Genomic DNA, 25,724 nt, shown 5'->3' with positions numbered 1-25,724 from the left:
AACGCTTTTCAAGGATTGGATGCCTCTGCCATGTCACCAACATCGGCAGAGGCATTTTTGCTGTCAGGTGCTAGCAAAGCGACGTATGGCCGAATGTAGTCGAAAAACCGAACACATTATATGCCTCGACGGCTTCCGAGCCCATTGTAGTCGAAAAACCGACCACATTATATGCCGCGACGGCTGACGGGCGCATTGTAGTCGAAAAACCGACCACAATGCGCCGGATGAAGGTGCGCGAGCCAAATGTAGTCGAAAAACCGACCACAATGCACCGGATGAAGGTGCGCGAGCCAAATGTAGTCGAAAAACCGACCACAATGCGCCGGGTGAGGGTGCGCGAGCCAAATGTAGTCGAAAAACCGACCACAATGCGCCGGATGAGGGTGCGCGAGCCAAATGTAGTCGAAAAACCGACCACAATGCGCCGGATGAGGATACGCGAGCCAAATGTAGTCGAAAACCGACCACAATGCACCGGATGAAGGTGCGCGAGCCAAATGTAGTCGAAAAACCGACCACAATGCGCCGGGTGAGGGTACGCGAGCCCATTGTAATCGAAAAACCGACCATAATGCGCCGGATGAGGGTACGCGAGCCAAATGTAGTCGAAAAACCGACCACATTCGGCGTTGCGTGGGAGCGTGGGCCGGATGGCGCACAAGTGAACGTACATATCGCCTAAACCTAACATGATTTTTGCCACTTGCGGCATTTGTCAACCTGTGGACAACGTTATCCACATATTCCGCACGAGTTGTGTAAAAACCGTGTAAAATCAGCAATAACGCCTTTTTTGCGAGCACCATAAACAGGAGGTTATGCTATGAAACAAAATTGTGAGAATTGTGGATAATGTGGATAATTCGGTGGATAAAAAGTCCTTGACAAGCAAAGTAGCCATTTTACGCATGAAAAAAGCCCCGAAGGGCTAATTTTAGACGATAGTTATGCACGGAAACTGTGGATGAGCCTGTGGATAACTAGATTTGAACAAATTGGAAACTGTTAAAATTTTTTTTGATGCGCCTTTACATTATTCCTCAGCCAGTTTCTCCCATTCGCTAAATAAATCTCCCAGCTCGCGTTTTTTGTCCTTAAGCTCACTTTCATGCTCCTGAAGCGCCATATAATCCTGATACACCTCAGGCTTAGTCATTTCATGCTCAATCTCCGCGATGGCTTCCTCCAGCTTCGCGATATTCTCCTCCAGTTCGGAGATGCGGCGCTGGCGGTTCCGCTCCTCGCGTTTGGCCTGCTTCTCCGCCTCATAGGAGAGGGAGCTTCCTTTCTCGGCGGATACCGCTTCGTTGTCGGCACTGCGGGAGGACTTGGCGGCGGCAAGCTCGGCTTCCTCTTCGGCAATCGCCTTGAGCTCGAGCTTTTTCTCGATATAGTCGTCATAATTGCCCAAATACTGATCAATTCCGTCCGGGTGCAGCTCCAGTACCCGTTCAGCCATCTTGTTGAGGAAATAACGGTCATGGGAAATGAACAGCAATGTGCCTTCAAAATCGATCAGGGCCGATTCGAGCACCTCACGGCTGACGAGATCCAAATGGTTGGTAGGCTCATCGAGAATCAGCATATTGGCTCCGCGAAGCATTAGCTTGGACAGGGCCACCCGGGCCTTCTCGCCGCCGCTCAGCGCAGCTACCTTCTTAAGCACATCCTCGCCGCTGAACAGGAAGTTGCCGAGAATCGTACGGATTCTGGCCTCCTCCAGCATCGGATATTCACTCCACAGCTCCTCCAGCACAGTATTGCGCGGATTCAGCCGGGTCTGCTCCTGGTCGTAGTAGGCGATCTTCACCTTGGTTCCCCAGTTCACGGTTCCGCGAGAAGGCTCGCGGGTGCCGGTCATGCATTGCAGCAGTGTGGACTTCCCGATCCCGTTCGGTCCGATCAGCGCCGCTGTCTCGCCGCGCCGCAGCTCGAAGGAGGCATTGCGGAAGAGCGGTGCAGCCTCAGGACTGAAAGATACTGCGACCTCCCGGACCTGCAGCACTTCCTTGCCGGACATGAAGTCAGGCTCGAAGGAGAAGCTGGCCTTCTTCAGGTCGCCCAGCGGCTTGTCGATGCGCTCCATTTTGTCGAGCGCCTTGCGGCGGCTCTGTGCCCGCTTGGTGGTGGAGGCCCGGACAATGTTGCGCTGCACGAAATCCTCCATCCGCGAAATTTCGTCCTGCTGCTTCTCATACTGCTTCATACGAATCTCGTATTCCGCAGCCTTCAGCTCCATATAACGGCTGTAGTTACCTGTGTATCTGCGCGATTGGTGCCGCTCAATCTCCACAATGGTCGTCACCAGGCGGTCGAGGAAATACCGGTCATGGGATACGACCAGAATACCGCCTGCGTAGCCGCGCAGATAATCCTCCAGCCAGGTGAGCGTCTCAATGTCCAGATGGTTGGTCGGCTCATCGAGCATGAGCAGATCAGGGGCTTGAAGCAGAATGCGGGCCAGTGCCAGACGTGTCTTCTGGCCTCCGCTTAACGTTGAGATCGGAGTATCCGGTGCGAACTCTCCGAAGCCCATCCCGTGCAGCACGCTGCGGATACGCGTATTGATCTCATAGCCGCCGTGATCCTTAAACCAGTCGGAGCGTCTGGCATAGCGCTCCAGCAGATCCTCATAACGCTTCGGATCTTCGGCAAGTGCCGGATCGGCGATATCGGTCTCCAGCTGCCGCAGCTCGGCCTCTGCCTCCAGCAGCGGCGCAAATACCGCGAGCATCTCTTCCTGTATGGTGTTATCCGACTGCAGGCCGCTGTTCTGGGCCAGATAGCCAATCGTAGTCTCTTTAGACTTATGAATTTGTCCGCTGTCATAAGACATCTCACCCGCGAGAATCTGCAGAAAGGTCGATTTGCCTGCTCCGTTGACGCCAACCAGCCCGACTCTCTCCCTCTCGTTCACCATTAGGCTAATGCCGTCCAGCACGCTTTGTATACCGTATGATTTCGTAATTCCTGTCGCTTGAAGAAGCATTCTGATGAAACCTCCGCCCTTGCAAATTGGCCCCGGCGGCTTGCGCCCAGGCGATTGTCTAATCTTATTCTCCAGTTTACATGAAAAAGGTGGGGCATGCGAGGTTCATTCTTCTAACAAGGGGAATGAATCAACCTTGGCGAACCGGTGAGAAGAGTGGTAAACTGAGCTTACAAACTATGATAAGCTAGGAACAAGTGAAGGAGGAGGCTGCCTATGCAGGAGCACAGCATGCAGCTTGCCGGGCGGAAGCGCGAGCTTCGCGCCGGGAATACCGCGCTCCGCGATGCCTTGCCCATGGAGCAGCGGGAGCTGTTATCCGCCCGGGTGTGCGCCCATGCCTGGAGCTGGTTCTCACAGGAAGGCGCAGCTTCACTGCTTGCGTATGCGCCGTTTCGCTCCGAGCTGGACTGCCGTCCGCTTCTTACGGCGGCATGGGCGGAAGGGCATAAGGTGCTGCTTCCCCGCGTCAACCGGGAGAGCGGGGACTTAAGCCTTCACCAGGTAAGCTCCTGGGATGAGCTTGTCCCTGGAACCTACGGGATCATGGAGCCGCCGGCCGGGAGTGCTGCTCTTGCCGGAGCCCTCGCGCAAGCAGGACGGGGAACCGGCTGCCCGGAGGTTATCTTCGTGCCCGGACTGGCCTTTGACCGGCGGGGCGGACGCCTCGGCTACGGACGAGGATATTATGACCGCATGCACACCGCATTGGAGGCAGGAGTCCCCGGTACGGCTGCCAAGCCTATGTGGATTGGTCTGGCCTACGGCCTCCAGCTGGTACCGGAAGTACCGCTTGAGGAGCATGATGCCTTAATGGATCTGCTGATTACGGAGAACGGCATCTGGGATTGCCGGAAGGAGAGGGCTACATGGAATTAACTCATTTCAACGACCAGGGCAGAGCCCGCATGGTGGATGTGAGCGACAAGGAGGTTACCAGGCGGACAGCGGCAGCCAGAAGCCAGGTGCATATGGCCCCGGAGACGCTGAGCGCCATTAAGGCGGGAGCGGTCCGCAAGGGCGATGTGCTAGCGGTAGCTCAGGTTGCAGGAATCATGGCGGCGAAGCAGACCGCAAGCTGGATTCCCATGTGCCACCCGCTGCCGCTTACCGGAGTGGATATCCGCTTCATGGATAACAACAAAGATGAACTATATATAGAAGCAACCGTCAGCACTACCGGCAAGACCGGGGTGGAGATGGAGGCGCTGACTGCCGTATCGGCAGCGGCGCTGACCGTATATGATATGTGCAAGGCGCTGCAGAAGGACATGATTATCGGACCTACGATGCTGGTGTCCAAGAGCGGCGGCAAGAATGGGGATTACGCGCTGGAAGCAGAATAGAGCAGCAGCAGGGAAGGATACAGCCGAAGGCGCAGCGGCAGCTGCTTCAGCAGCCGGATATACATAGTACATAGAGAGGGAGGGACAACCTATGGCGTGGAAAACAGCAATCCTGACGGCCAGCGATAAAGGGGCCAGGGGCGAACGGGAAGACACGAGCGCCCAGGTGATTCGGGAGCTGGTGGAGGAGGAGCTGGGCGGCGAGATCATTGAATACCGGATCGTGCCTGATGAGCAGGATGAGATTATTGCTGCATTGATTGAGCTTACGGATTATTTCCAGGCGGATCTGGTGCTGACAACCGGCGGAACCGATCTGGCCATCCGCGATGTTACGCCGGAAGCGACGCGGCGGGTCATTGAACGCGAAGTGCCCGGACTCTCCGAGGCGATGCGCAGTACGGTGATGCAGAAGAACCGCGCAGCTATGCTGTTCCGGGGAATCTGCGGCATCCGCGGAAGAACTCTGATTGTCAATCTGCCCGGTACCCCGAAGGGGGTACATGAGAATCTGGCGGCGATTATGGATCAGCTTCCGGAAGCTCTGCTAATGGTTACGGGACAATACCGCCAGTAATCGGACTCTGCTCTCCTCACTTTTGTCTAAATCGTTCAGGATACACAATGGATGTGTGATATAAGTTATGGTATTATTATTTTATCGTTAACTATTGTCATGAACGGACAGAAGGATGGGAGGAAACCGGTATGTTAGGTGGTATTGGCACACCCGGAATTATCTTGTTGGTTATCTTGGCATTGCTGCTCTTCGGTCCCAATAAGCTTCCTGAGCTGGGGCGGGCAGTCGGGCGTACCTTCCGTGAATTCAAGGACGGTGCTCGGGAGATTGTGAACGAGCCGGAAGCGGCCAAGCGGAGCGAGACTGTTGCTCCTGCGGCTGCGCAGACGGCAGCAGCAGAACTTCCGCAGGACCGCCGTCTGCCGGAATAATTTTAAGGTTCCCACGCAGGGGCGTCTTTCCCAGGTCTGCTTTAGACCGGGGCGGCGCCCTTTTTTTGAAGATGAAAAAATGTCAATCCGGGTGGTGTCAGTCATGTCTCTGGAAGCGGAAGAAATGTCCCTCGTCGATCATCTGACGGAGCTGCGCAGACGTCTTATCTACGTGCTGATCGTGTTCGTAGCAGGACTTGTGCTCGGCTTATTCGTCGCCAAGCCAATCTATCTGTACCTGATCAGCGCCGATGCTGCGCAGGGCTTCGTCCTGCATGCGTTCTCCTTCTGGGACGGAATCGGGATGTATATGAAGATCGCTATGGCGGTCTCACTGGTCTTCTCCGTGCCGTTTATTGCCTTTCAGCTATGGGCGTTTATCAGCCCCGGCCTGCGGCCTGTGGAGAGGAGCGCTGCCCTGCGTTATGTGCCTTATGTGTTTGTGTTGTTTATTGCCGGCATTGCTTTTGCCTATTACATAGTATTCCCTATGGCCTTATCCTTCACGATTTCGATTACGCGGAATATGGGGCTTGAGGAGACCTACGGCATCGCTGAATACTTCAACTTCCTGTTCAGCCTGGTGATTCCGCTGGCCCTGCTCTTCGAGCTGCCGCTGATTGTCATGTTCCTGACTAAGCTCAGGGTGCTGAACCCGCTGCGTCTGCGCAAGATGCGCCGTTATGCCTATTTCGCGCTTGTGTTCATTGCTGTGGTCATTACACCGCCTGATTTCATCTCGGACTTTCTGGTGACGATTCCGCTGCTGGTGCTGTATGAATTCAGTGTGTTTCTGTCCGCATTCGTCTACCGCAGGCAATTGGCTGAGGACGCTAAGCGGGAGTCGCGGTATGTGAAGGCAGATTAGTGGGAAGGGGGCATAATATGCCCCTTGCTGGATAGAATGTAGGAGAGTGTGTGACGGACAAGCGCTGAAACCATAATTTTGGCAAAAACAAATACGATTTTACGTAAAAGGACTTGAAATTCGCCTTCAAGTTGAGTATCATAAAAATTGTTGTTAGCACTACAGAGGGTTGAGTGCTAACGCTGCGAAAAAACCGGGAATAGCCGGAGCAACATCCCTTATCAAGATGCTGATCCGCTATATTGCCGCCCTGACGGCAGATCCCCGCAGCTCAATCTATGTTTTCAAGGCAAATCACATAATTTCAAAGGAGGCTATTTTTTCATGATTAAACCACTAGGTGAACGCGTATTGGTAGAACCAAGCGAGCAACAGGAAACCACTTCTTTCGGGATCGTGCTTCCGGACTCTTCCAAAGAGAAGCCGCAAGAAGGTACTATTATCGCTGTAGGCAGCGGAGCTTTGAAAGACGGAGTCCGTGTAGCGCTGGAAGTGAAAGAAGGCGACCGTGTGCTTTTCTCGAAATATGCCGGAACTGAAATCAAATACGAAGGCAAAGAATATCTGATTATGAAAGAAAGCGACATTCACGCTATTCTTGACTAGTCTTAAGCGTCTCTCATAACTCAGATTCAGAATACATTCACAAATTATATTAGGAGGTTAACTATACAATGGCAAAAGAAATTAAGTTCAGTGAAGATGCTCGCCGTGCAATGCTGCGCGGGGTTGACGCTTTGGCAAATGCAGTAAAAGTTACACTGGGTCCAAAAGGCCGCAACGTGGTACTGGAGAAGAAATTCGGCAGCCCGCTGATCACGAATGACGGTGTAACCATCGCCAAGGAAATCGAACTCGAAGATGCCTTCGAGAACATGGGCGCACAGCTCGTTAAAGAAGTAGCTACCAAGACTAACGATGTGGCTGGTGACGGTACTACAACTGCAACGGTTCTGGCTCAGGCTATGATCCGCGAAGGTCTGAAGAACGTAACTGCAGGCGCTAACCCGATGGTTATGCGTAAAGGGATCGACAAAGCAGTGAAGGCTGCTGTCGCTGAACTGCAGAATATCGCTAAGCCGATTGTGGATTCCCAAGCGATCGCACAAGTAGCTGCAATCTCCGCTGCTGACGAAGAAGTGGGCCAACTGATTGCTGAAGCTATGGAAAAAGTGGGCAAGGACGGCGTTATCACCGTTGAAGAATCCCGCGGATTCCTGACAGAGCTTGAAGTGGTTGAAGGTATGCAGTTCGACCGTGGTTACATCTCCCCGTACATGATCACCGATACGGACAAGATGGAAGCCGTTCTGGAGAACCCGTACATCCTGATTACAGACAAGAAAATCAGCAGCACTCAAGAAATTCTTCCACTCTTGGAGAAGATCGTTCAACAGGCGCGTCCGCTGGTAATCATCGCTGAAGACATCGAAGGCGAAGCTCAGGCGATGCTGATCGTGAACAAGCTGCGCGGAACGTTCAATGCTGTAGCGGTTAAGGCTCCTGGCTTCGGCGACCGCCGTGAAGCTATGCTGCAGGATATCGCTGCTCTGACAGGCGGCCAAGTGATCACTGAGAAGCTTGGACTGGATCTCAAGAGCACTTCTATCGAGCAACTGGGTAACGCCCGTCAAGTGCGCGTAACCAAAGAAAACACTACAATTGTAGACGGAAGCGGCGACAAGGCGGACATTAATGCACGCGTTAGCCAAATCCGTTCCCAGCTGGAAGAAACCACTTCCGAGTTCGACAAAGAAAAACTGCAGGAGCGTCTGGCTAAATTGGCTGGCGGCGTAGCCGTTGTCAAAGTCGGTGCTGCTACTGAAACTGAATTGAAAGAGCGCAAGCTCCGCATCGAAGATGCCCTGAACGCAACCCGCGCTGCGGTTGAAGAAGGTATCGTATCCGGTGGGGGTACGGCTCTTGTGAACGTATATGCTGCTGTAGCTGCTGTTGTAGCTGAAGGCGACGAAAGAACGGGTGTGAACCTCGTGCTGCGCGCACTGGAAGAGCCTGTTCGTACCATCGCTGCTAACGCAGGCCAGGAAGGTTCCGTTATCGTGGACCGTCTGAAAAAAGAAGCGATCGGCATCGGATACAACGCTGCTACCGATGAGTGGGTTAACATGTTCGAAGCAGGGATCGTTGACCCTGCCAAGGTAACACGTTATGCTCTGCAGAACGCGGCTTCCGTAGCTGCTATGTTCCTGACTACTGAAGCGGTTATCGCTGACAAGCCAGAACCAGCCGCTGCTGGTGGCGGAATGCCAGATATGGGCGGCATGGGCGGTATGGGCGGCATGATGTAATAAGGGTGACAAACCCTTATGCATCAAGGGTTTCCTGAGAAGGAAACACCGTTTGACCACATGAATGCAAAAATAAGAGACTTCCTATGAGTTCATTGAACTTGTGGGAAGTCTCTTTTTCGTAGCTCATATCTTTAATATTCTTCAATCTAATTCTTCATCTAAAAGAGGTTTTACTAAACGACGCACTTCGTCTGTTGAAGTGGTTTCCATTAATTGGTCTCTTAGTTCGCCTGCGCCACTAAATCCACGAACATAGATTTTGAAATAGCGAAGAAGGGGTCTAAATGAACGTGGCAAGGTTTCTGTTGAATATTTATCGTGAAGATCCAACTGTAAAAGAAGTAAATTGAGAAAATCCTTCGCGCTATGTTCTTTAGAGTCTTTCTCAAAAGCAAATGGATTAGTGAAAATGCCGCGGCCAATCATGATACCATCAACGCCGTATTGTTCAACTATTTTTAATCCTGTTGCGCGGTCCGGAATATCTCCATTAATGGTTAACAACGTATTTGGGGCAATTTCATCGCGCAATTTTTTTATTTCAGGAATTAGTTCCCAGTGTGCAGCTACTTTACTCTTTTCTTTTTTGGTACGAAGGTGAATGGAAAGATTCGTAATATCTTGTTTCAATATATGTCCTAACCAATCGCGCCACTCATCAATTTTAGAGTAACCTAATCTTGTTTTAACACTAACCGGCAATCCACCTGCTTTTGCTGCTTGAATAATTTCTGCTGCAACTTCAGGATGGCGTATTAATCCGGCCCCTTTTCCACTGGCTGCGGCGTTTTGTGCCGGGCACCCCATGTTTATATCGATACCACGAAAACCAAGTTTTTTCATATCAATACTCATCTGTTCAAAAAGTGCAGGTTTATTGCCCCAAATATGAGCGACAATCGGTTGCTCATCAGCTGTGAACATTAACCGGCCACCTACATTTTCTTTTCCAACAGGGTGACAATAATTTTCTGCGCTTGTGAATTCTGTGAAAAATACGTCAGGTTTTGCAGCTTCACTAATGACGTGACGAAATACTATATCTGTGACGTCTTCCATTGGAGCTAATATAAAAAACGGTTTCGGTAAATCCAGCCAAAAGTTTGGTTCGTTACGCATATTATCTTCTCCTGTTGCAACATATAAAAACGATATAGTCTATAGCAAAGTCTTTTACCCATCATACATAGTATCATTATTTTTCGTTTGATGCACAGAATCAATGGTGTGAGCGACGGACACATTTGTGGTGTCTGCCAAAATCGAGCGGCAAGTGAGAACTTAAAGATTTCTTTAACTTTCACACAGGGGTTAAACTGTCATGTTAGAGTAGCTTGATAGGGTTAATCAGCTAATTTAGGAGCAAAGAAGGGGATTTCAAATTGAAAGGCCGGAACTTGATGGGGAAAATCCGAGGTTTTATCATTTTTTTAATCTTTCTTCTCGCAACAACTCCATCAGCAGCAGCAGCGGCACAAAGCTCAAATTATGCAGAAGGGCTTAACCACTTGGGGTTGTTCAGTGGAACGGAGCATGGATATGAACTGTCGCGGGTGCCTACCCGGGCAGAATCCCTTGTAATGATGCTGCGGCTGTGGGGGAAGGAAGAAGAGGCCCTGAATAGCATCTATAAAAATCCATTCACTGATACGGGGTGGGAAGGCCGCTACGTGTCGTATGCCTATACCAAGGGTGTAGTTAACGGAATTGATGAATTTCGTTTTGGCGGTAACCGGCCCATCTCTCTTAACCAATATTGTTCAATGGTATTAAGGGTGTTGGGATATTCAGAAACCAAGGGCGACTTTACCTATGGAACTGCGGTTTCTTTCGCCTCTATAGTTCTAGGAATAGACCTTACCAAAGAACGCGAATTCAATCGGGGAACTCTTGCAAAAATAAGCAGTTATGTTCTAAACACAAGACCCAAAAACCAACTTGCCACGCTAGGTCAAACCCTTAGTGCAACAGATGTCTTCACCACGCAACAATTAAACGAGGCAAGGGCACTTTGGGAGCAGGATAAAAATCTGGATGGAGCGACGATTTTAATCTATGCGGTTGGTTCTGATCTTGAATCTCAGCAAGGCCGGCTCACCGATGATTTGGAAGAAATTTTACGTGGTCAGCCAAACCAAAATACGAAAATCCTGATGCAAACAGGCGGAACGCTCAAATATCACAACAAATATATGGCCGATGGAGCGTCCGAACGCTTTGAGGTTAGCCATGGACAACTTCAAAAGCACGAAAGTCATATCCAAACTGCCGCATCAGACCCTAGGACACTAAGGGATTTTCTTGTTTGGGGTAAAACCGTTGCACCAAGTGAGCGTTATATCCTGATTCTATGGGATCATGGGTACGGTACAATGGGCGGATTTGGTGCAGACGAGCTAAACGAACGAAAAACGATGAAGGTTTCGGAGCTTTCCCAAGCAATCGGTTCATCAGATCTGTATTTCGACTTAATCGTCTTTGATGCATGTCTTATGGGCACCGTTGAAACTGCCTATGCTCTTAGAGATCAGGGCAAATATCTCATAGCTTCTGAAGATTCAACCCCCGCAGCAGGCTTGTATTATACCACATGGATAGGTGCGCTAGAGCGAAACCCGCAGATCAGCACGGAAAGAATAGGGCGGTTAATTTTAGATTCTTTTACCCTTCATTCGGGGATGGAAGCTAAGATGCAAACAACCATGTCCATGATGAAGCTGTCTCAGGCAGAATCCTTGGTTAAGGCCATAGAAAAGGCGAAATTGGATCGCTCACTAACAGACCTTGCAAAACGATCAGAGCTGTTAGGCAAAAACGAAGGGATATTGGATCAATATGATCTTATAGAGATCATGGGTCAATCATCAGAAGTCACTGCTGCCGCCCAAGCACTTGCTTTCGAAGTAAGAAATTCAGCTGGCTACAAAAATCGCAACGGCGTGGCTTTATATGTCCCTAACCAAAAAATCGAACTCACCCATCAAATGAAACAAGAGCTACAAGCCATTGGTCTTAGCTCAAAATACATAGAAACTATTTGCAGCGGAAATTAGCTGTAAAGGCTGATCGTTGTCCAGAATGTGGTCTTATAACGAGGAGGTATTTTATGAAGAAGATTTTAAGCTTGATGCTGGTAATATCGCTTCTCGCATCAGTAACGCCTGTTTATGCGAATGTAGCAACAGAGTACAATTATGAGTTTGGTGTGAAAACAGGAGGAAACGATGACGGCGGAACAGGTGATGATATTTACATGGGCGTGAGTACCTATGAATCTGGACCAGCCTCTGATTATGCAGCAAATTTTGGCGGAGCTCCCGCTTGGTCTGATATAAGACATACCTTTAAAATGGAAAATATTCCACCATGGAGAATGAATGAGCTCGTTTTTTGGCTGGTGGGCAGTGATGACTGGTACGGTAAATCTGTGGATTTGTATCTTCCCTATCTTGAGGGGAATACCAATCCGGCTAAGGTACAGACCATTAAAATAGATTCCTGGACAAGAGACCAGGGCAGACTTTACCGTGACATTTCGGACGTAACCAAAAGAAAATTCACAGATATAGGTTATGTTGATGAGCTCGGCGGAGAGTTCTACCTGGATGCGAATTCGGCAGGCTCAGAACATGCAGAGTGGAACAAATATGTCAGAGATCAATATGGTTACTATGACATCATGCAATATGAGGATGCTCCTGTATTCAGCTATTCTGTTTCGGACGACGCTGTAGGCAGGGATTGGTTAACATTTGAGGAGCCTACAAAAACAAAAACGTTTCAGCTCAATATTGACCGCAAGAAGCTTCACGATCAAATGGTTGCACAGAACAAAGCAGAGATTTCGCTAACCTACAGGGTGGCGCTGCTTGCCCAGTCTACCAATGCTGAAAGCCTCGGGGGGACCTTTGCCCATACAAGCTCAGGCGATCCCGAGGTTAAAACCTATTTAACAACAAAGATAGGGCAAGCGAATTACTATTATAAAGATGTAACTTATACGTTCTATCGTAGTATATATAACCTCGGCAACCCCGATATCAATCAGACGGTTACCTATTCGCCGAGCCAGGACAACCGGTATCTGAATCGGAAATTGACAGATGTTAACATCACAGTTGAAGCGGTTTCCATTCATAAAAAGGCTATGACGCAAGAAATTAAAACGGAGCTCATCACAAACTTCCAGGCAACGCCTGTGTTATATCTTGGCAACAGTACGGAAACACCGCTTGCCGACCTTACCATGACCAAACTGCAGGGCAATGACGGCAAACCAAACGGCAAACTTCAGTTCACTGGAAAAGTTCCGCTGGATGTTAGCGCAGTTGAAAGCGAGGGCATAAGGCTTCAGCTTAACAACGTATCTACCTATCTAATGAAAAAGGGGCGCGCTCAGGCCTATTATTTAGAGAATCCAACTCCAGAATCACCGACATCACAAAGTTTTTATTTCTCAACTCATAAAGTGGACACAAAAACCCCAACTGTAAGAGTGACCGACCAAAATGGAAATGACCTGCTGGGGGCAAATTCCATTCAAAACAACATCAAAAAGCTGCATGAATTTTATATGGTTGCCAGCGAAACACTCTATCCAGAGGGAAATGTCGCCCACAGCGAGTCGAATCAAAACTATTTGAATTATGAGCTGTACAAGAAAACCGGCGATTCCTATGAACCGGCCGTGACCCGAATAACAAACTTTGACGGTACAGGAAACAGAACAAGAGTTACCGCACCTATTAACACGCAGGTCATCAATGGAGTCAGCATAAAGCTAAGTCCGATCGACCCTACGGAAGGCGAATTCAAGCTTCGTCTGTATGGATGGGATCAAGCTGACAATCCGCTGGGCGGAGATGCCGGCTATGCAGAAATTGAAAATATCAAAATCGACAACCTGGCTCCGCGGGTGACCGTACATGAAACTGTACATCCGCAAGATGCGCAGCTTCGCAAAAGAAATGAATACCGCTTTGAAATGAACGACCTTGAGCAAAGCAACAACGGCTGGTCAAGGACTTATTATACCTTTGTAGACGGAATTGCGGCGCCGCCTGACACGCCAATCAATCAAATTAAACCTGCCTCCAAAGAAATTGCTTCAACTCAAGGGCTGTGGGCATTTGTAGACTCAGAAGGTGACAGCACAACTACCATTCTATCCATTCCAAAAGGGGACAACTTTGAGGGAACGCTCTATTATTTCACAGTAGACTCACTTGGAAACGATTCTAGAAACGAGCAAGCCTCTAGATACTATAAAAAGCCTGTGAGTATGTTCAATGGAAATGTTGCCGACACCCTCCATACGGAGGATTCCAGTCTTCCAAAGCCGTATTTTGACATTAGCTTTGACGTAAGCAATCCAAACTTTGAAACGAGTTACCGGTGGATTTCTGCTCCTGGCAATGACAAAAGCTTTACACAAAACTTTAGAGTTTATGAATCAAGCCAAGATGTTGGTGCAGCTGAAAAATCGAATCTTAGCGGAACCAAAGTTCTGATGGACGGGAAATATATACTGGAATATCGTGTGAAAAATAAACAGTCTGGTAACACTGCTGAATTTTCACAAGTCTACACGTATGACGCCTATTCCCCGGAGATTAAATATACCGCAATAAGTCAGCACGATCATTTCAAATCATCACAACAGTTTAACGTGAAAGTGACAGACCGCAGTGGAATTGCAAGTGCATATTACTATTTATCTAAGCCAGACTCAGAGATCAGAATTGAAGCTATGCCCAACTATCCGCTGACTCTGACGCTGGACAGTGACAATATAGCACAGGTTAATCAGACCTTGACTCTAACAGGACTTCCATCAGGTGCGTACAGCATTGTTGTTGTGGCACAAGATCCGCATGGACGACAGAGCAAGAAGGTTTCCCCCTACTTTGGCATGAGGTCAGAAGCTGCGATCATTGACACATTGAAATTTACGGAGTCAAAGACTGTAAACGGAATGGGTACAACAACGGATGGAACCTATAGTGTCTATGCTGTCTTGAATGAACCGCATGCAGCATGGACTTCTGATAGCGCATTGAAATATCAAAACCCGGTATATTATGCAACAACGGACGGCATGCCAACAGATAACGGCGCTTTAGTTCCTGAGTTTACAGCGAGCAACAATTCCGGCGGGAATTATGCATTTACACTCGACACACCGGTTCCGCTTCAAGAAGGTGTCAACACGATCTATTTCCAGTTTGGACTCATCAATGCTCCTGCGGACGACAAACCTGAATTTTTAACAGAAGCAAAGCCGCTCACCATTCTTTATGATAGCCAGGCACCAACCTTTGAATTGCCGGACTATAGCACCATTCAGCCAACCAACGCCTCCGTGACAGCAACAATCATCGCAAGTGATGCTGGGACAGGGATTAGCAAACTGACAGTTGCACCAGAGGATGCAGACAAAATCACGGTTTCTCCGTATACAGACGGTGCATTCACAGTAACGGTAAGCGAAAATATATCAACAAACCTGACCCTGTCTGACGAGCTTGGAAATCATGTTCTGGTTCCTATTTCGGTATCTAACATTGACCGGGCAGCTCCCTCTGCGCTTGCTTCAAGTAACATCGTGACCAAAGGAGCAAGACAAGATGGTGTGATTACCGTTGAAGTGTCAGACAAGAACGATACAACCGTTTCATTCGCGCTTATTCAAGACCCGGCAGACAACCATATTCTAACCGAAGCGGACTATGCGTTGTTTCAATCAAGCCCATCCGTGGAAATGCAGAGTAGTCCGGTAATCATTAATGGCGCAGGCAACAAACAGAGAACCTACACCATTGACTTGAAGGGGCTTAGTGGAAGCTATGCCATTGGGGTCAAAGCTGTCGACACAGCAGGAAATGTGACTGAAATAGTGTTCTTTGACTCAAAACTAGACCTGGTTGACGCGGAGGCAGCAATTGTAAGTGTCAGCGCAAACCCTGCAACAACAAAAACCACCGCAACGGTTAGCGTTTATTTTAACGTTCCAGTCACCGTGATGCCTAACGCACCTGTAGAGGGTGATGTTGTGGGTGAAATGGCAAGGTCGAACCTTCTGTATACAGGACTTCTAACAACATCGGCTGACTATGTCATGGACTACGAGGTTGTAATTCAAAACAATAATACAATCAGCCTCTATATTCAGGACGAGGTTGGAAGGGATAGCGTTCTAGAATTCACACCTGATGTTAATTTCGTTACAGGATTCGACATTTCCGGTCGTGTAGAGAAAAATGGTCAAACCATCCAAAACGGCGGGTTTATATCCTATAACCAGGGCGATAAGCTGTATTATGTTGTCGTTCCGGATCCAAAGTATTCCGGACAATATTTCTTTGTTGAAAATGCAGTGTTATCCGGATTAGAACTCAATACAGAGCTAAGTGTTCCGGACCCTTCATTTACAGAAGAGGAAGGAAGAACAGCTTATTCAAAGCTGGTATTCGAAGCGCTAAGAGACGGCAAAACAACAAAATCAGCTTATTTCGAGTCATACACGGCAGAAGGTATGGAAGCTGACCGGATGGAAGCTGAATATGTTGCAATTACTGTGGTTGATGAAACTGCACCTGTTGCCAAGGTGGACTATTCAAGCACGGAGCCAACCAACCAAAATGTTACCGCAACACTGTCTGTCTATGACCCGGAAAGCGGGATATTAAAATTTGAACGTTCGTATGACGGCATAAGCTTCAGCCCTATTGACTCCGTTGTTTCGCATACCGAAACCTTCGAGCAGAATGCAACGGTATATTTCAAAGTGACAAACAAAGCCGGAATAGCAACGGTACTGCCGGTCACCGTCTCGAATATTGATAAAACGCCGATCACGCAAGACAAGCACTACACGGTGGAATACAGCTACGAGAACTATCTTGGGAACTGGGTTCCAATCACAGAAGGAAAAGCCTATAGAAGGGTTATGGCAACGCTCAAGTTTACCGGAGGCGGAAAAACTCTTTCGATGACAAACAACAACGCAGCCTTCTCAAGGACTCTAACTGAGGATAATAACACCTTCACATTTGAGTTTAGGGATCAATCGGGCAACACAGGTTCTCATACGGTTAGCTATAACCAGTTTGACAACACCATTGGACAAACATCCTATGTGTTATCCAATACGGCCAAGACCAACAAAAATATCTTTGCCACGATCACTTTAACGGATGATTCCGGTGAAATCGCATTTGCTGAGGTGAAGAAGGGCGATGTGGTTTATCCCTTCAAAGGGGAGCCGCTCGAAAATGAATATGTCGTTGAACTGGACAGCTCAGGAATTTATAATGTGACAGCCTATGACTATGCTGGAAACCGTTGGACAACTCCGATCACCGTCTCAAACATTAACAAGGTAGCGCCTACTGCAATCGCAAGGACTTACAGCACGCCTCCAGCCACCATTACTGCACAAAGCGTGAATGTGGAGTTGACACAGTTCAGCAAGGACATCAAAACGATAACAGTCACCGGCGTAGAACCTGCCGGAAGCCTAACTGCCAACGATATCGTACATATCCCCGGCACAAAAGCTGTTCGCTTTAGAAAAAATGGTACAGTGTCCATGTTCTTTGTTGACGACTATGGCAACGAAGGACAGGAAGTGATTACCGTATCCAATATTGTGTCCACACCGCCGCAAATCAAAGCCACTGCCACATTAGCTGAAGATAAGCTGAGCGTGAATGTAACCTTTGACCAAATCCGTGACAGTGACGGCGTTCCGCTGGACATTCTTAGAAAACTAACAGACCTTACCGTTTCTTATCGTGGATATGAACATGCACTTCTGACTGAAGTGAAGGACGAGTCCGGCGATGCCCTGTCCTATAAAGAGGCAGTAATCAACGTTAAAACTAACGGAGAGCACGTCTTTCAAGTTAGGGACCAAACAGGCATCACGCAAAAAATTCTCGTAACGGTTGAAGGCATTGAAGTGGGTGGCCCAAGGGTTAAAGAAGTTCGCTGGACATACAAATATCTCGAAAAGAACCAAAGTGGTGAGTGGGTGGAAAAGGATCATCAAAACAAGATTGTTGTTGGTGTGGACACCTCTGGAAAAGAAGAAGGATATGTTGTGGGAATCGACAAGAACCCGGCAACAAACCAGAATGTGAATGTCACGGTAATCACGGATAAAGATGCTAAACTCGTGGGCGGAAACGATCCTTGGGAACAAGAGAAGTCAATGAACTATAGAGAAAATGGACTATACAATTTCAACCTTGAAGGAAGAACAGGGACCTATACCTCGTATGGTGTCGACATTGGTCTAATCGATAAAACACCCCCAGAGCTAAAACTTAAAAATGGGGAAGAGCTAATCTTCATCGAAGGCATGACGCCTAAAAAAGATGCCTCCATTGCCTATGACAAGTCCAAGCTTCTAGACTTCGAAGCATGGGATATGGTTGCGGGTAAAAAGGTGGACCTGACGAACCGGGTCACCATAAGCTATGGATCAGGCGGACGGGTGTTTAACCCTGACAACATCTCGGCAAATGAATTTGTCCGCTCGAACCCGTACTATATCGACTATACGGTAAGAGATGATGCAGGGAATCAGACCACTATTCGCCGAACCGTTCGCCTGGTAGGTCTGTATGACACCATAGCCCTTGTGAACGGCGTGATGCCAGACAGTTCCAATGCTGCGTCGGTTCTTGGCAACAAAGTTGAAATCTCATTGAAAAATTTTTCCGGGATCTCGTATGCACGTTATGAAAAAGGTGTCTTAACACAAGGTCAGATGAAAACAAAAGGAACGGTCCTTCGGGAGAAAAGCGGAGTGTATACCCTCGATAATGTTACGAGCGGCTGGTACACCGTATATATCCAAACGGATAAACGCGACTATTTCAACATTCATGTATATGTCTCAAATCAAGGAGGGAAATAGGCAATGACGTTCTATAGAACAATGAAACGCAGCATCGCTGCAGCTATTATTCTATCCATGCTTTTCACTTTTGCCAGTTTCCCTGTTCATGCTGACGCCAGCAATGCGGATTATTCCATTGCGAACGAATTTATGAAATATTCAATCAATTCAAAAACGGGTGGTTTCTCCATTGAAACCATTGACGGTCATCCACAAAAAGCGTTTGACAACAACCTTCCGCTTCTTTATAAGGAAGATGCGGCAAGGAGCAATGGAACATCCTTCACAACCGTTCGTATCGACGGAAAGGATTTTGTTTTCGGTCAGGAGTATGGCTGGTTTGGCATCGATACAAAGCTTCATGAACCTGTCGTTTCAGAGCAAAACAGGCTTTTAACCATTGCATGGGACATTAAGGGCTATACCATCACACAAAAGGTGTCCATTTCGATTGACCCTAACAACTCCAGAGCTGGAAACATTGGTATTTCATATGATGTGAAAAATAACAATGCCACAGCCGGAACGGTGGGGATCCGGCTTCTACTAGACAACGCGCTTGGTTCAGAAATTGATGCACCTTATGCATTGGTTGACCCGTCGCAGCCGACAATCGTTGAAACCGAATATAGCGGTGACAACCTTCCGCAGCAAATCAGATATGTTGATTCGCTTTCAGCTTCGAACAAGACGGCTTATGCCCTCTTGTCCGGCTGGAGCGGCAACAAGGATGTGAACGTTGATAAAGTGATTGTGGGACACTGGATTAATCTTGCAAACACAAGATACGATTATACACCAAACCCTAGTGTCGACTTTACGAATTACTCCAACAAATATTTAGTTCCTGACACTGCAACGGCTTATTATTGGAATGAAAAAACCATTGAACCGGGTCAAGTCAGAATTTCTGAAATGCTCTATGGTATCGGCAACTTTGCTGATCAAACCAAAAAAGAGCATGTTTCAATAGGTATCCACACCGGAAATGTATACTTGGCTAACGACAAAAAAGGATATGAAAACAACGGTGTTTTTAAAGCGAAGGTAACCATTGACAACAGTGTCTCAGGAGCAAAAGAACTTATAGAACCCATTGTGAAGCTTAGCCTCGAAGAGGGACTTGTGTTTGCAGCCACGAATACACGGGAATACACGGTGAAGATTTCGGGCGGTCTTAACATTGGAACGGTGTTTGATATTCCGGATGTTGACATTATTGCAGAGACACAGCTATGATCACATCAAAACGTCTGGTCGTTTCATTAAACGCAACAGAAATTATTGATGCTAGCACCAATAAAGTGGTTGACTATAGTGCAAACACGAACATTTTGATTCCAGCAGTGGAAGGAAAGCTCCCGGAAGTTTCAATGAAGCATGTTTTCCCGGCGGCAGTTTATTATGAAGGCGACAAAAATATCACCGTTTCCGGCGATATGAAGGTTCTGATGGAGGCCCTTTCGGGAAGTGACGGATGGAGTCTGTACCTTGTTCCAGCATCCGGCGCTGAGGCTGTTCTGATTGACAAAAGAAAAATAAGTTTTATTGATGAAGGTCAAACGCTTGCCTTCTCAACGAATCAGACGTTGGCGGTTGGAAAGTATGACATTGAATTTAGATTTACGAATCAACAGCTGATCGATGCCTTCGGTACCAAAATTAAAGCAACAACTACAGTGGATGTCACCAATAATTTAGCGGATAAAAGTGCAAGCTACGGTATTGTTTCGCTAGTCCGGTTCACAGACGCTGCAAACAACAGACAGTTATATGATTATATTAGTTTTACAAACGAAGATGTAATGAAGAAATTTATATCCGGCGGCGTGAAAAAAGATGGCATTCTTCACAAAGAAATAGCATTTGAAGAAAATAAAACAGAAATTCTGTTGACCCTTCGCGGAAAAATCAGGCTTATGGATACGGGTAAAGAAAAATATTACTCTGCCAGCAGAGCCGATGGCGATATTACCATCAACAGCATCCTGACCTATGACAGCAACGAAGCTCTTAAGATGACCGTTGACAACAAGGGTGCAAAGCTGGAAGGCGATGGTACCGTCAAAGTGATCAACTCGATTAATATTTGGCATAATAAGTGGCATTTTGAAGCCAATAATGGAACCAAATATACTCTGAATCGGGAGGCTGTTGCCGAGAAGACTGCTCAAGCATTTGAACTTCAGCTCGGAGATGCCGGTTCTATGATGCAAAATATTGCAGGTTTTTTGATCAATATTAAATATGGTGTGATGACCCGGGACGATGATGATTTCGGAATCAGCTTTGGCGGTAGAATTTCAATGCCTTTAAAAGCTGCTGATCCATCGAAGGGTGAGGAGCATTATGATTATAAAGGCTCGCTAACAGCGAACGTTCAAGATGTTCTCTATGGAAGTAAAGACAGCAAAATTGGTTTTGTTGGCATTAACACAACACTGTCTGTAGCCCTGCCCAAAGATATATTAGGCCCGTTAGTAGGAAACGAAGCCGGTGTTAAAGCGGATATAACCATTAATACCATTGATGATATTTATAGCATTGATGCCGGTGTTTCCGTTACCATGCTGGAAGTAGAAGGGTCACTGGCACTGAAGAAGGTTCCTATTAACGAAGTTCCCAAGATGATGCTGGACAAGCTCACCTTCTTTTTAGCGCCAACTACAATGAAGGTTCCTGTGGTTGCACCTTATGTATTTATCACAGGCCTTGGCGGAGGAATTTCGAACCTTGCAGACACCGTTGCCGGAGACCCGGCAGGCGAGCTTCCACCCCTCACCATCCATCTTCAAACAAGGCTTTTAATTAATGCCATTATTGTAGGTGACTTTAAGCTGGATGCGAAACTATCCGGTCTTGCCATAGAAGGCAGCGGCCACTTGGAGAAGGACGAAGAGGCAAGGCTGCTTAATATTCAAGCGGGAATGAATGTTCAATGGATCTCGCCGTTTCAGCTTAATGCCTTCGGCAGCATCAGTATTCATGCCGGAGCCATTCGTGGCGGTATAACGATTAAAATTACGGAAGATTATTTTTATGGTTATGTTTATGCAGGGCTGTTCATTCCAGACTCCATCCCGCTGCTTGGGGGCAAGGAGATCGCAGGAGTTGAGGCAGCCGTCTCATCTGACTTTGTGGGTGCAAACTTTAAGGTCATTGGGGTGAAGCTTGGCTTTATCTATTATTGGAACGGTGACCTAAGCTTTGGCGGGTCCATCGACCTCTCTTCAAGAGGAGATGCCGTTCACTATGTCCACTCGGAAGCGCTGGACGAGAGCGGCAACCTTGTGCCAACCACCATGATCTATGGAACGAATATGAGAAGACTGAGTACGGAGGCCATCGCTAAGACAAGGGCCGGGAATGGTGTTACAAAAGAGATTAACCCGACAACAAAGGATGCACTTCTCTTTGAAATTCCACTTCGTGGTTTAATCAAGCCTTCTGCATCAGAAATTAATATTACCAATCCAAATGGAAAAAGATTGACCATGGTTGAAGACGATAATAAGGGCAACGGAAACTATCTTGTTCAATCTTTAGATGGCACTAATTATTTGTACATTTCAGTCACTGATCCCTTTCTGATTGTTGGGGGGAACTGGTCCATTTCAGTTTCAACACCTGACGTTTATATAGACAACTTTGCAGTAAACAGTGTTGACTATATGCCAGAGCTTACAGGAGTTAGTGCTTCTACTAGCACAAATACAAGCCGTGAACTTAACGTTTCTTGGACAACGGACAAGCAAGGCCAATATTCGGGTGCACTTAATGTCTATGTCACGAAAGACCCGTCAATCATGAAAACCATCGAATCCTCTAACATTCAAGATACTTCATCCTTAATTAGTATCGGCAACCTGGAGTTAGATGAAATTGAATCAGGTTCTCACGTATTCACGCTTCCTGAGTCCTTCCCTGAAGGGAAATATCATGTGGTTGCAATGCTTGTTAACCATCAAGGCGGAATGAGCAAGAAAATCACTTCTTCAACATTCACTTTCACCAATCCATTGCTCCCTCGAAACCCGAAATCCGTTTCTGCGGTCTACAGCGGTGACGGCTATGTGAAGGTTGGCATAACGGGAAGCGACGACACTGCAACCCATTATCTTGTGGCGATCCAAGACGAAGATGGGGATGAGGTCGAGAATTCCTTTGGTCAATTTAAAGTGGGCAGTGACATCATTCTGAAACCATTAGAAAGCCAAACCAACCGGCCTCTATTAGAGGAAGGCAAGACTTATTTTGTTAAAGTGCAGGCGGTTAGAATTGTGGAGTCTGCCCTGAAACAGGCGGAATATTATCGTTCAACCGAAGTTGCATCATCGCCAGGCTTTGTTATGCCTTCAACGGATAAACCTCAGCTTGTAAGCGTTGAGACAAACATTGACAGATCCAAAGACCGGTATTACTTAAACACTGACCAAGTAAAGGCAACGTACACCTTCGACAGACCTGTTAAAATGACCTTCAACCTTAATACCGAAGATAAAAACACGCCTCAAGAGTATAAGAAGGTCTGGTCATTTGAAGAAAGTGTTGAAGACGGCCAGCAGTTGATTGACTTTGTAGCGGTGGCTGAAAACCGTGACACCATCCAAGGCAGCAGGTCATCAGGGGCTATTGGATTTACTGTTGATACTCAAGCACCTGCGTTACTCCTTGATGAAGATGTTCAAACCAGCCTTGACGGGGAAAACGTTGATAACACCGTCAGCAATCAAGTTGTTTTTGTTGGCGCAGACTCAAGCTACAGCTTCCGTGGTCTAACAGATCCATCCGCAACATTAACGTTAGACGGCACTTCAGACGGAATTGTTATCAGTCCGGACGGAACCTTCGTTGTCAATCGTAAGGCCTCGAGTGAGGACCCGAACCAAACCCTGATGCTTAAAGCGGTTGATGATGCCGGTAACGAAACGGCTGTTCCAGTGTATCTTGTGAATCGTGTTTTGTCAGAGTATGAAAGCATTAAACTAATCTCTGACCTGGAAGGCTCCGAGGATCAGCCTGATTCGATCGAGCTTGGCATAGGCGGGACAACGGCGCTGTCTGTGAAAGCTCTCCGCACAGTTAACGGCACCGTTCTAAAAGCAGAAGACGTTGTGTGGGACGTTCTGTATAATCAGAACATCATCAGACTTTCGCAAGATGGGACCATTGAAGCATTAGCTCCAGGCGAAACGGCCATCAAGGTTAGTTATAGACTGTCTGCCTTTGAAGGCCAGGACGGGAAGACGGTCTATAAAGAACTGTCAGACGTTATCAAAATCAAAGTAAAAGATTATGGTTACCGTTATGAAGTTCGTCAGACACAAGGGTTCTCGTTGTACACCATATACACTGAAATGAACATGGGCAAGGCAACGGTTGTGATTGGAGGCAACAAACAAACTCTGTTATATGACAATCTTAAGAAAGCATATATTGGTGCTTCAAAGGAGCTTGTCACAGGCGAGCAATTAACAGCCAAGCTTGGTTTTGAACCAACGGTGAAATCTCCTGTTCTTCTGCGTGGAGACACCGATGGCAGTGGTGCTATTGATAAAGTCGACGTTTTGGCAACATTGAATGCTATTTTAGACAATGTTTACAACGGTTTTAGTTCTGTAGAAAATTGGATGAGAGCTGATACAAACGGTGACAGCATTGTTGATATTGTAGATGCGCAGCTCACACTAATGGAGGCACTTAAAAGATGATCAAATACTTAAAAATCATTTTGTGCATCATGCTTCTAGGGGCTGCCCTACCATCATATGCCTATGGCGCAAATGATGCTGCAGACCTTAGTTATCGTGTGGACATCACAGTAACGGACAGCTCAGGTTCCTTGAAATCATCTTTTGAAGTTGGAGAAAAAATATTTGTTAAACTAAGTCTTTCCTATACGGGTGCCGGAAGGGCGCCTGTATATGGCTTTCAAGGAAAGCTGCAGTTTGATTCTTATGTACTGGAAAATACCGGTGTGAATGTGGAAAAGGACATTTCAATGAAATATTCCGATGGTGCCATCAACTATGTCTATCTGGATATGACCGCCAAGGGAAGAGAGGATTCCATACTGAAAAATATTGGAACGGCTGTATTTCAAGCTAAGAACAGCGGCACGTTCAGCATCTCTTCAAGCGGCTTCATTCTAACGAACAAAGATGCGACACACCGGTACATTGAACCGGTTGAAGATGTGCAAATTATTGTGGGCGATGGAGTAAAGGACCCCTCAAAATCTCTATTATATGAAAACATTGTTGCTGCAAAAGCTTTACTTGCTTCAGTTACTATTGCGGATAATCCCAAAAACATCTACTATCCGGATCATTGGTATCCGACAAAATCCGCTCAAAAACTGAGAGAGGTGATTGCCGGGGCTGAGGCTGTTTTTAATAACAAGGATGCGCTGGCGTCGGAAATCACTGAAGCTATTGAAAAGCTTAGCATTGGTGTTTCCGATTTCGAGAACTCCAAAAATGTCGGCCCGAAACGTTGGGCTGCTCCGGCCGACAATACCACAGTCAATAACACCGCAGTTGATCTGTACTATTCCGTTAAAGCTTCTGTTAAAGGCGGAAATGGCAAAATTGCCGAGGGCTTTGAAGCTCAGACCATTCGTGCAACAACCTCTGCCACCATCAGAATGATTCCGGATGAAGGGTTTGAGACCGAATATATCTTTGTCAACGGTGACAAATTTATAGGCCATGACATTTACACCATTCCAGAGGTTAGCCGTGACACCATTGTGGTTGTAACCTTTGCTAAGAAGACTCCTTTTACAGATATAGCACATGACGATTGGTTCTATCCTTCTGTAAGGTATGTGTCCAACAAGGGACTATTCACGGGAACCTCTGAGACGGAATTCTCACCCTCCGGGAAAATGAGCCGTGCCATGCTGGCCACTGTAATCTATCGTATGGAAAATAAACCGAATGTTACATTTGCCAATGTATTCTCTGATGTTCAAAGTGGCCGTTGGTATTCAGATCCGGTGATTTGGGCAAATCAAAGCAAAATCGTTAATGGGTATGATAAGGGTAAATTCGCTCCCAATGCTGCCATCACCCGTGAGCAAATTGCTGTTATGCTGCATAGATACGCAAAGGTTAAAGGTTATGACCTTCAAGCTAAAACTTCCAGCCTGAGCTTCAAAGATGCAAATCAAATTTCAGGCTATGCCAAAGAGTCCATTACTTGGGCTGTGTCTAAGGGCATTATGAAGGGCAACACGGATTTGACTATAAATCCTTCGGGTCTTGCAACCAGAGCAGAGGTTGCCACTATGCTCGAAAGGTTTAGTGAGCTGAACTGAATTTAAAATAAATACAAACCGCCCCGA

The 25,724-nt window shown here is 47.2% G+C and carries 15 protein-coding genes; 12 read left to right on the top strand and 3 right to left on the bottom strand.

The annotated features are described in order from the left end of the window. Positions 1–70 precede the first annotated feature (70 nt). Together MKY64_RS22005 and MKY64_RS22000 are read right to left on the bottom strand one after the other, a co-directional pair. Positions 71–694: a hypothetical protein gene (locus MKY64_RS22005; RefSeq protein WP_340955722.1), complete on the bottom strand. Its 624-nt coding sequence runs from the start codon at positions 692–694 to the stop codon at positions 71–73. Positions 695–1,036: 342 nt separating this feature from the next. Beyond that, positions 1,037–2,992, bottom strand: a complete 1,956-nt coding sequence (locus tag MKY64_RS22000; RefSeq protein WP_340955719.1) for an ABC-F family ATP-binding cassette domain-containing protein — start codon at positions 2,990–2,992, stop codon at positions 1,037–1,039. A gap of 216 nt (positions 2,993–3,208) precedes the next feature. Here MKY64_RS22000 and MKY64_RS21995 point away from each other — a divergent pair, with 216 nt between their 5' ends. From MKY64_RS21995 to groL, 7 genes are all read left to right on the top strand, one after another. Then, positions 3,209–3,871: a 5-formyltetrahydrofolate cyclo-ligase gene (locus tag MKY64_RS21995; RefSeq protein WP_340955716.1), complete on the top strand. Its 663-nt coding sequence runs from the start codon at positions 3,209–3,211 to the stop codon at positions 3,869–3,871. Continuing rightward, complete coding sequence (gene moaC, locus MKY64_RS21990; protein WP_340955715.1) at positions 3,862–4,338, top strand: cyclic pyranopterin monophosphate synthase MoaC; 477 nt, start codon at positions 3,862–3,864, stop codon at positions 4,336–4,338. The genes MKY64_RS21995 and moaC overlap by 10 nt, the downstream gene beginning before the upstream one ends. Positions 4,339–4,429: 91 nt before the next feature. Then, on the top strand, positions 4,430–4,915 hold the full coding sequence (locus MKY64_RS21985; protein WP_036693720.1) for a MogA/MoaB family molybdenum cofactor biosynthesis protein: 486 nt from the start codon (positions 4,430–4,432) through the stop codon (positions 4,913–4,915). Positions 4,916–5,046: 131 nt separating this feature from the next. After that, positions 5,047–5,289, top strand: coding sequence for a twin-arginine translocase TatA/TatE family subunit (gene tatA, locus MKY64_RS21980; protein WP_036723189.1), 243 nt, complete (start codon positions 5,047–5,049; stop codon positions 5,287–5,289). A gap of 103 nt (positions 5,290–5,392) precedes the next feature. Beyond that, positions 5,393–6,157, top strand: a complete 765-nt coding sequence (tatC, locus tag MKY64_RS21975; protein WP_339314766.1) for a twin-arginine translocase subunit TatC — start codon at positions 5,393–5,395, stop codon at positions 6,155–6,157. 324 nt (positions 6,158–6,481) lie between these two features. Further along, positions 6,482–6,763 (top strand): co-chaperone GroES, encoded by a 282-nt coding sequence (gene groES / locus MKY64_RS21970; protein ID WP_036723192.1) that lies wholly within the window; start codon positions 6,482–6,484, stop codon positions 6,761–6,763. A gap of 68 nt (positions 6,764–6,831) precedes the next feature. Continuing rightward, positions 6,832–8,466, top strand: coding sequence for a chaperonin GroEL (gene groL, locus MKY64_RS21965; RefSeq protein ID WP_036723193.1), 1,635 nt, complete (start codon positions 6,832–6,834; stop codon positions 8,464–8,466). 144 nt (positions 8,467–8,610) lie between these two features. Here the strand turns inward: groL and MKY64_RS21960 are convergent, their stop codons facing one another. Continuing rightward, entirely contained in the window at positions 8,611–9,588 is a 978-nt protein-coding gene (locus tag MKY64_RS21960; protein ID WP_340955712.1) for a tRNA dihydrouridine synthase, read from the bottom strand. 263 nt (positions 9,589–9,851) lie between these two features. Between MKY64_RS21960 and MKY64_RS21955 the strand changes: the two genes are divergently transcribed. Genes MKY64_RS21955 through MKY64_RS21935 form a run of 5 tightly spaced genes read left to right on the top strand, consistent with a single transcriptional unit; the run spans position 9,852 to position 25,697 of the window. Next, complete coding sequence (locus MKY64_RS21955; protein WP_340955710.1) at positions 9,852–11,522, top strand: clostripain-related cysteine peptidase; 1,671 nt, start codon at positions 9,852–9,854, stop codon at positions 11,520–11,522. Between the two features lie 53 nt (positions 11,523–11,575). Then, on the top strand, positions 11,576–18,394 hold the full coding sequence (locus MKY64_RS21950; protein WP_036723198.1) for a hypothetical protein: 6,819 nt from the start codon (positions 11,576–11,578) through the stop codon (positions 18,392–18,394). A gap of 3 nt (positions 18,395–18,397) precedes the next feature. Next, entirely contained in the window at positions 18,398–19,615 is a 1,218-nt protein-coding gene (locus MKY64_RS21945) for a hypothetical protein (protein ID WP_340955706.1), read from the top strand. Then, entirely contained in the window at positions 19,612–24,087 is a 4,476-nt protein-coding gene (locus MKY64_RS21940) for a hypothetical protein (protein ID WP_340955704.1), read from the top strand. Before MKY64_RS21945 ends, MKY64_RS21940 begins: the two co-directional genes overlap by 4 nt. Continuing rightward, positions 24,084–25,697 (top strand): S-layer homology domain-containing protein, encoded by a 1,614-nt coding sequence (locus MKY64_RS21935; RefSeq protein WP_340955701.1) that lies wholly within the window; start codon positions 24,084–24,086, stop codon positions 25,695–25,697. Before MKY64_RS21940 ends, MKY64_RS21935 begins: the two co-directional genes overlap by 4 nt. Positions 25,698–25,724 lie beyond the last annotated feature (27 nt).

It is taken from the genome of Paenibacillus sp. FSL R7-0210, assembly GCF_038009085.1.
In the GTDB taxonomy this organism is placed as follows: domain Bacteria; phylum Bacillota; class Bacilli; order Paenibacillales; family Paenibacillaceae; genus Paenibacillus_AQ; species Paenibacillus_AQ silagei.
This window is presented reverse-complemented; position numbering and strand designations above follow the sequence as displayed.

Excerpts from the sequence above, each read along its gene's own strand:
- MKY64_RS21985 (WP_036693720.1), top strand. The coding sequence starts at position 4,430 with ATGGCGTGGAAAACAGCAATCCTGACGGCCAGCGATAAAGGGGCCAGG.
- MKY64_RS22000 (WP_340955719.1), bottom strand. The coding sequence starts at position 2,992 with ATGCTTCTTCAAGCGACAGGAATTACGAAATCATACGGTATACAAAGC.
- MKY64_RS22005 (WP_340955722.1), bottom strand. The coding sequence starts at position 694 with ATGTTAGGTTTAGGCGATATGTACGTTCACTTGTGCGCCATCCGGCCC.
- MKY64_RS21940 (WP_340955704.1), top strand. The coding sequence starts at position 19,612 with ATGATCACATCAAAACGTCTGGTCGTTTCATTAAACGCAACAGAAATT.
- MKY64_RS21950 (WP_036723198.1), top strand. The coding sequence starts at position 11,576 with ATGAAGAAGATTTTAAGCTTGATGCTGGTAATATCGCTTCTCGCATCA.
- MKY64_RS21935 (WP_340955701.1), top strand. The coding sequence starts at position 24,084 with ATGATCAAATACTTAAAAATCATTTTGTGCATCATGCTTCTAGGGGCT.
- tatA (WP_036723189.1), top strand. The coding sequence starts at position 5,047 with ATGTTAGGTGGTATTGGCACACCCGGAATTATCTTGTTGGTTATCTTG.
- MKY64_RS21945 (WP_340955706.1), top strand. The coding sequence starts at position 18,398 with ATGACGTTCTATAGAACAATGAAACGCAGCATCGCTGCAGCTATTATT.
- groES (WP_036723192.1), top strand. The coding sequence starts at position 6,482 with ATGATTAAACCACTAGGTGAACGCGTATTGGTAGAACCAAGCGAGCAA.
- moaC (WP_340955715.1), top strand. The coding sequence starts at position 3,862 with ATGGAATTAACTCATTTCAACGACCAGGGCAGAGCCCGCATGGTGGAT.
- MKY64_RS21960 (WP_340955712.1), bottom strand. The coding sequence starts at position 9,588 with ATGCGTAACGAACCAAACTTTTGGCTGGATTTACCGAAACCGTTTTTT.
- groL (WP_036723193.1), top strand. The coding sequence starts at position 6,832 with ATGGCAAAAGAAATTAAGTTCAGTGAAGATGCTCGCCGTGCAATGCTG.
- tatC (WP_339314766.1), top strand. The coding sequence starts at position 5,393 with ATGTCTCTGGAAGCGGAAGAAATGTCCCTCGTCGATCATCTGACGGAG.
- MKY64_RS21995 (WP_340955716.1), top strand. The coding sequence starts at position 3,209 with ATGCAGGAGCACAGCATGCAGCTTGCCGGGCGGAAGCGCGAGCTTCGC.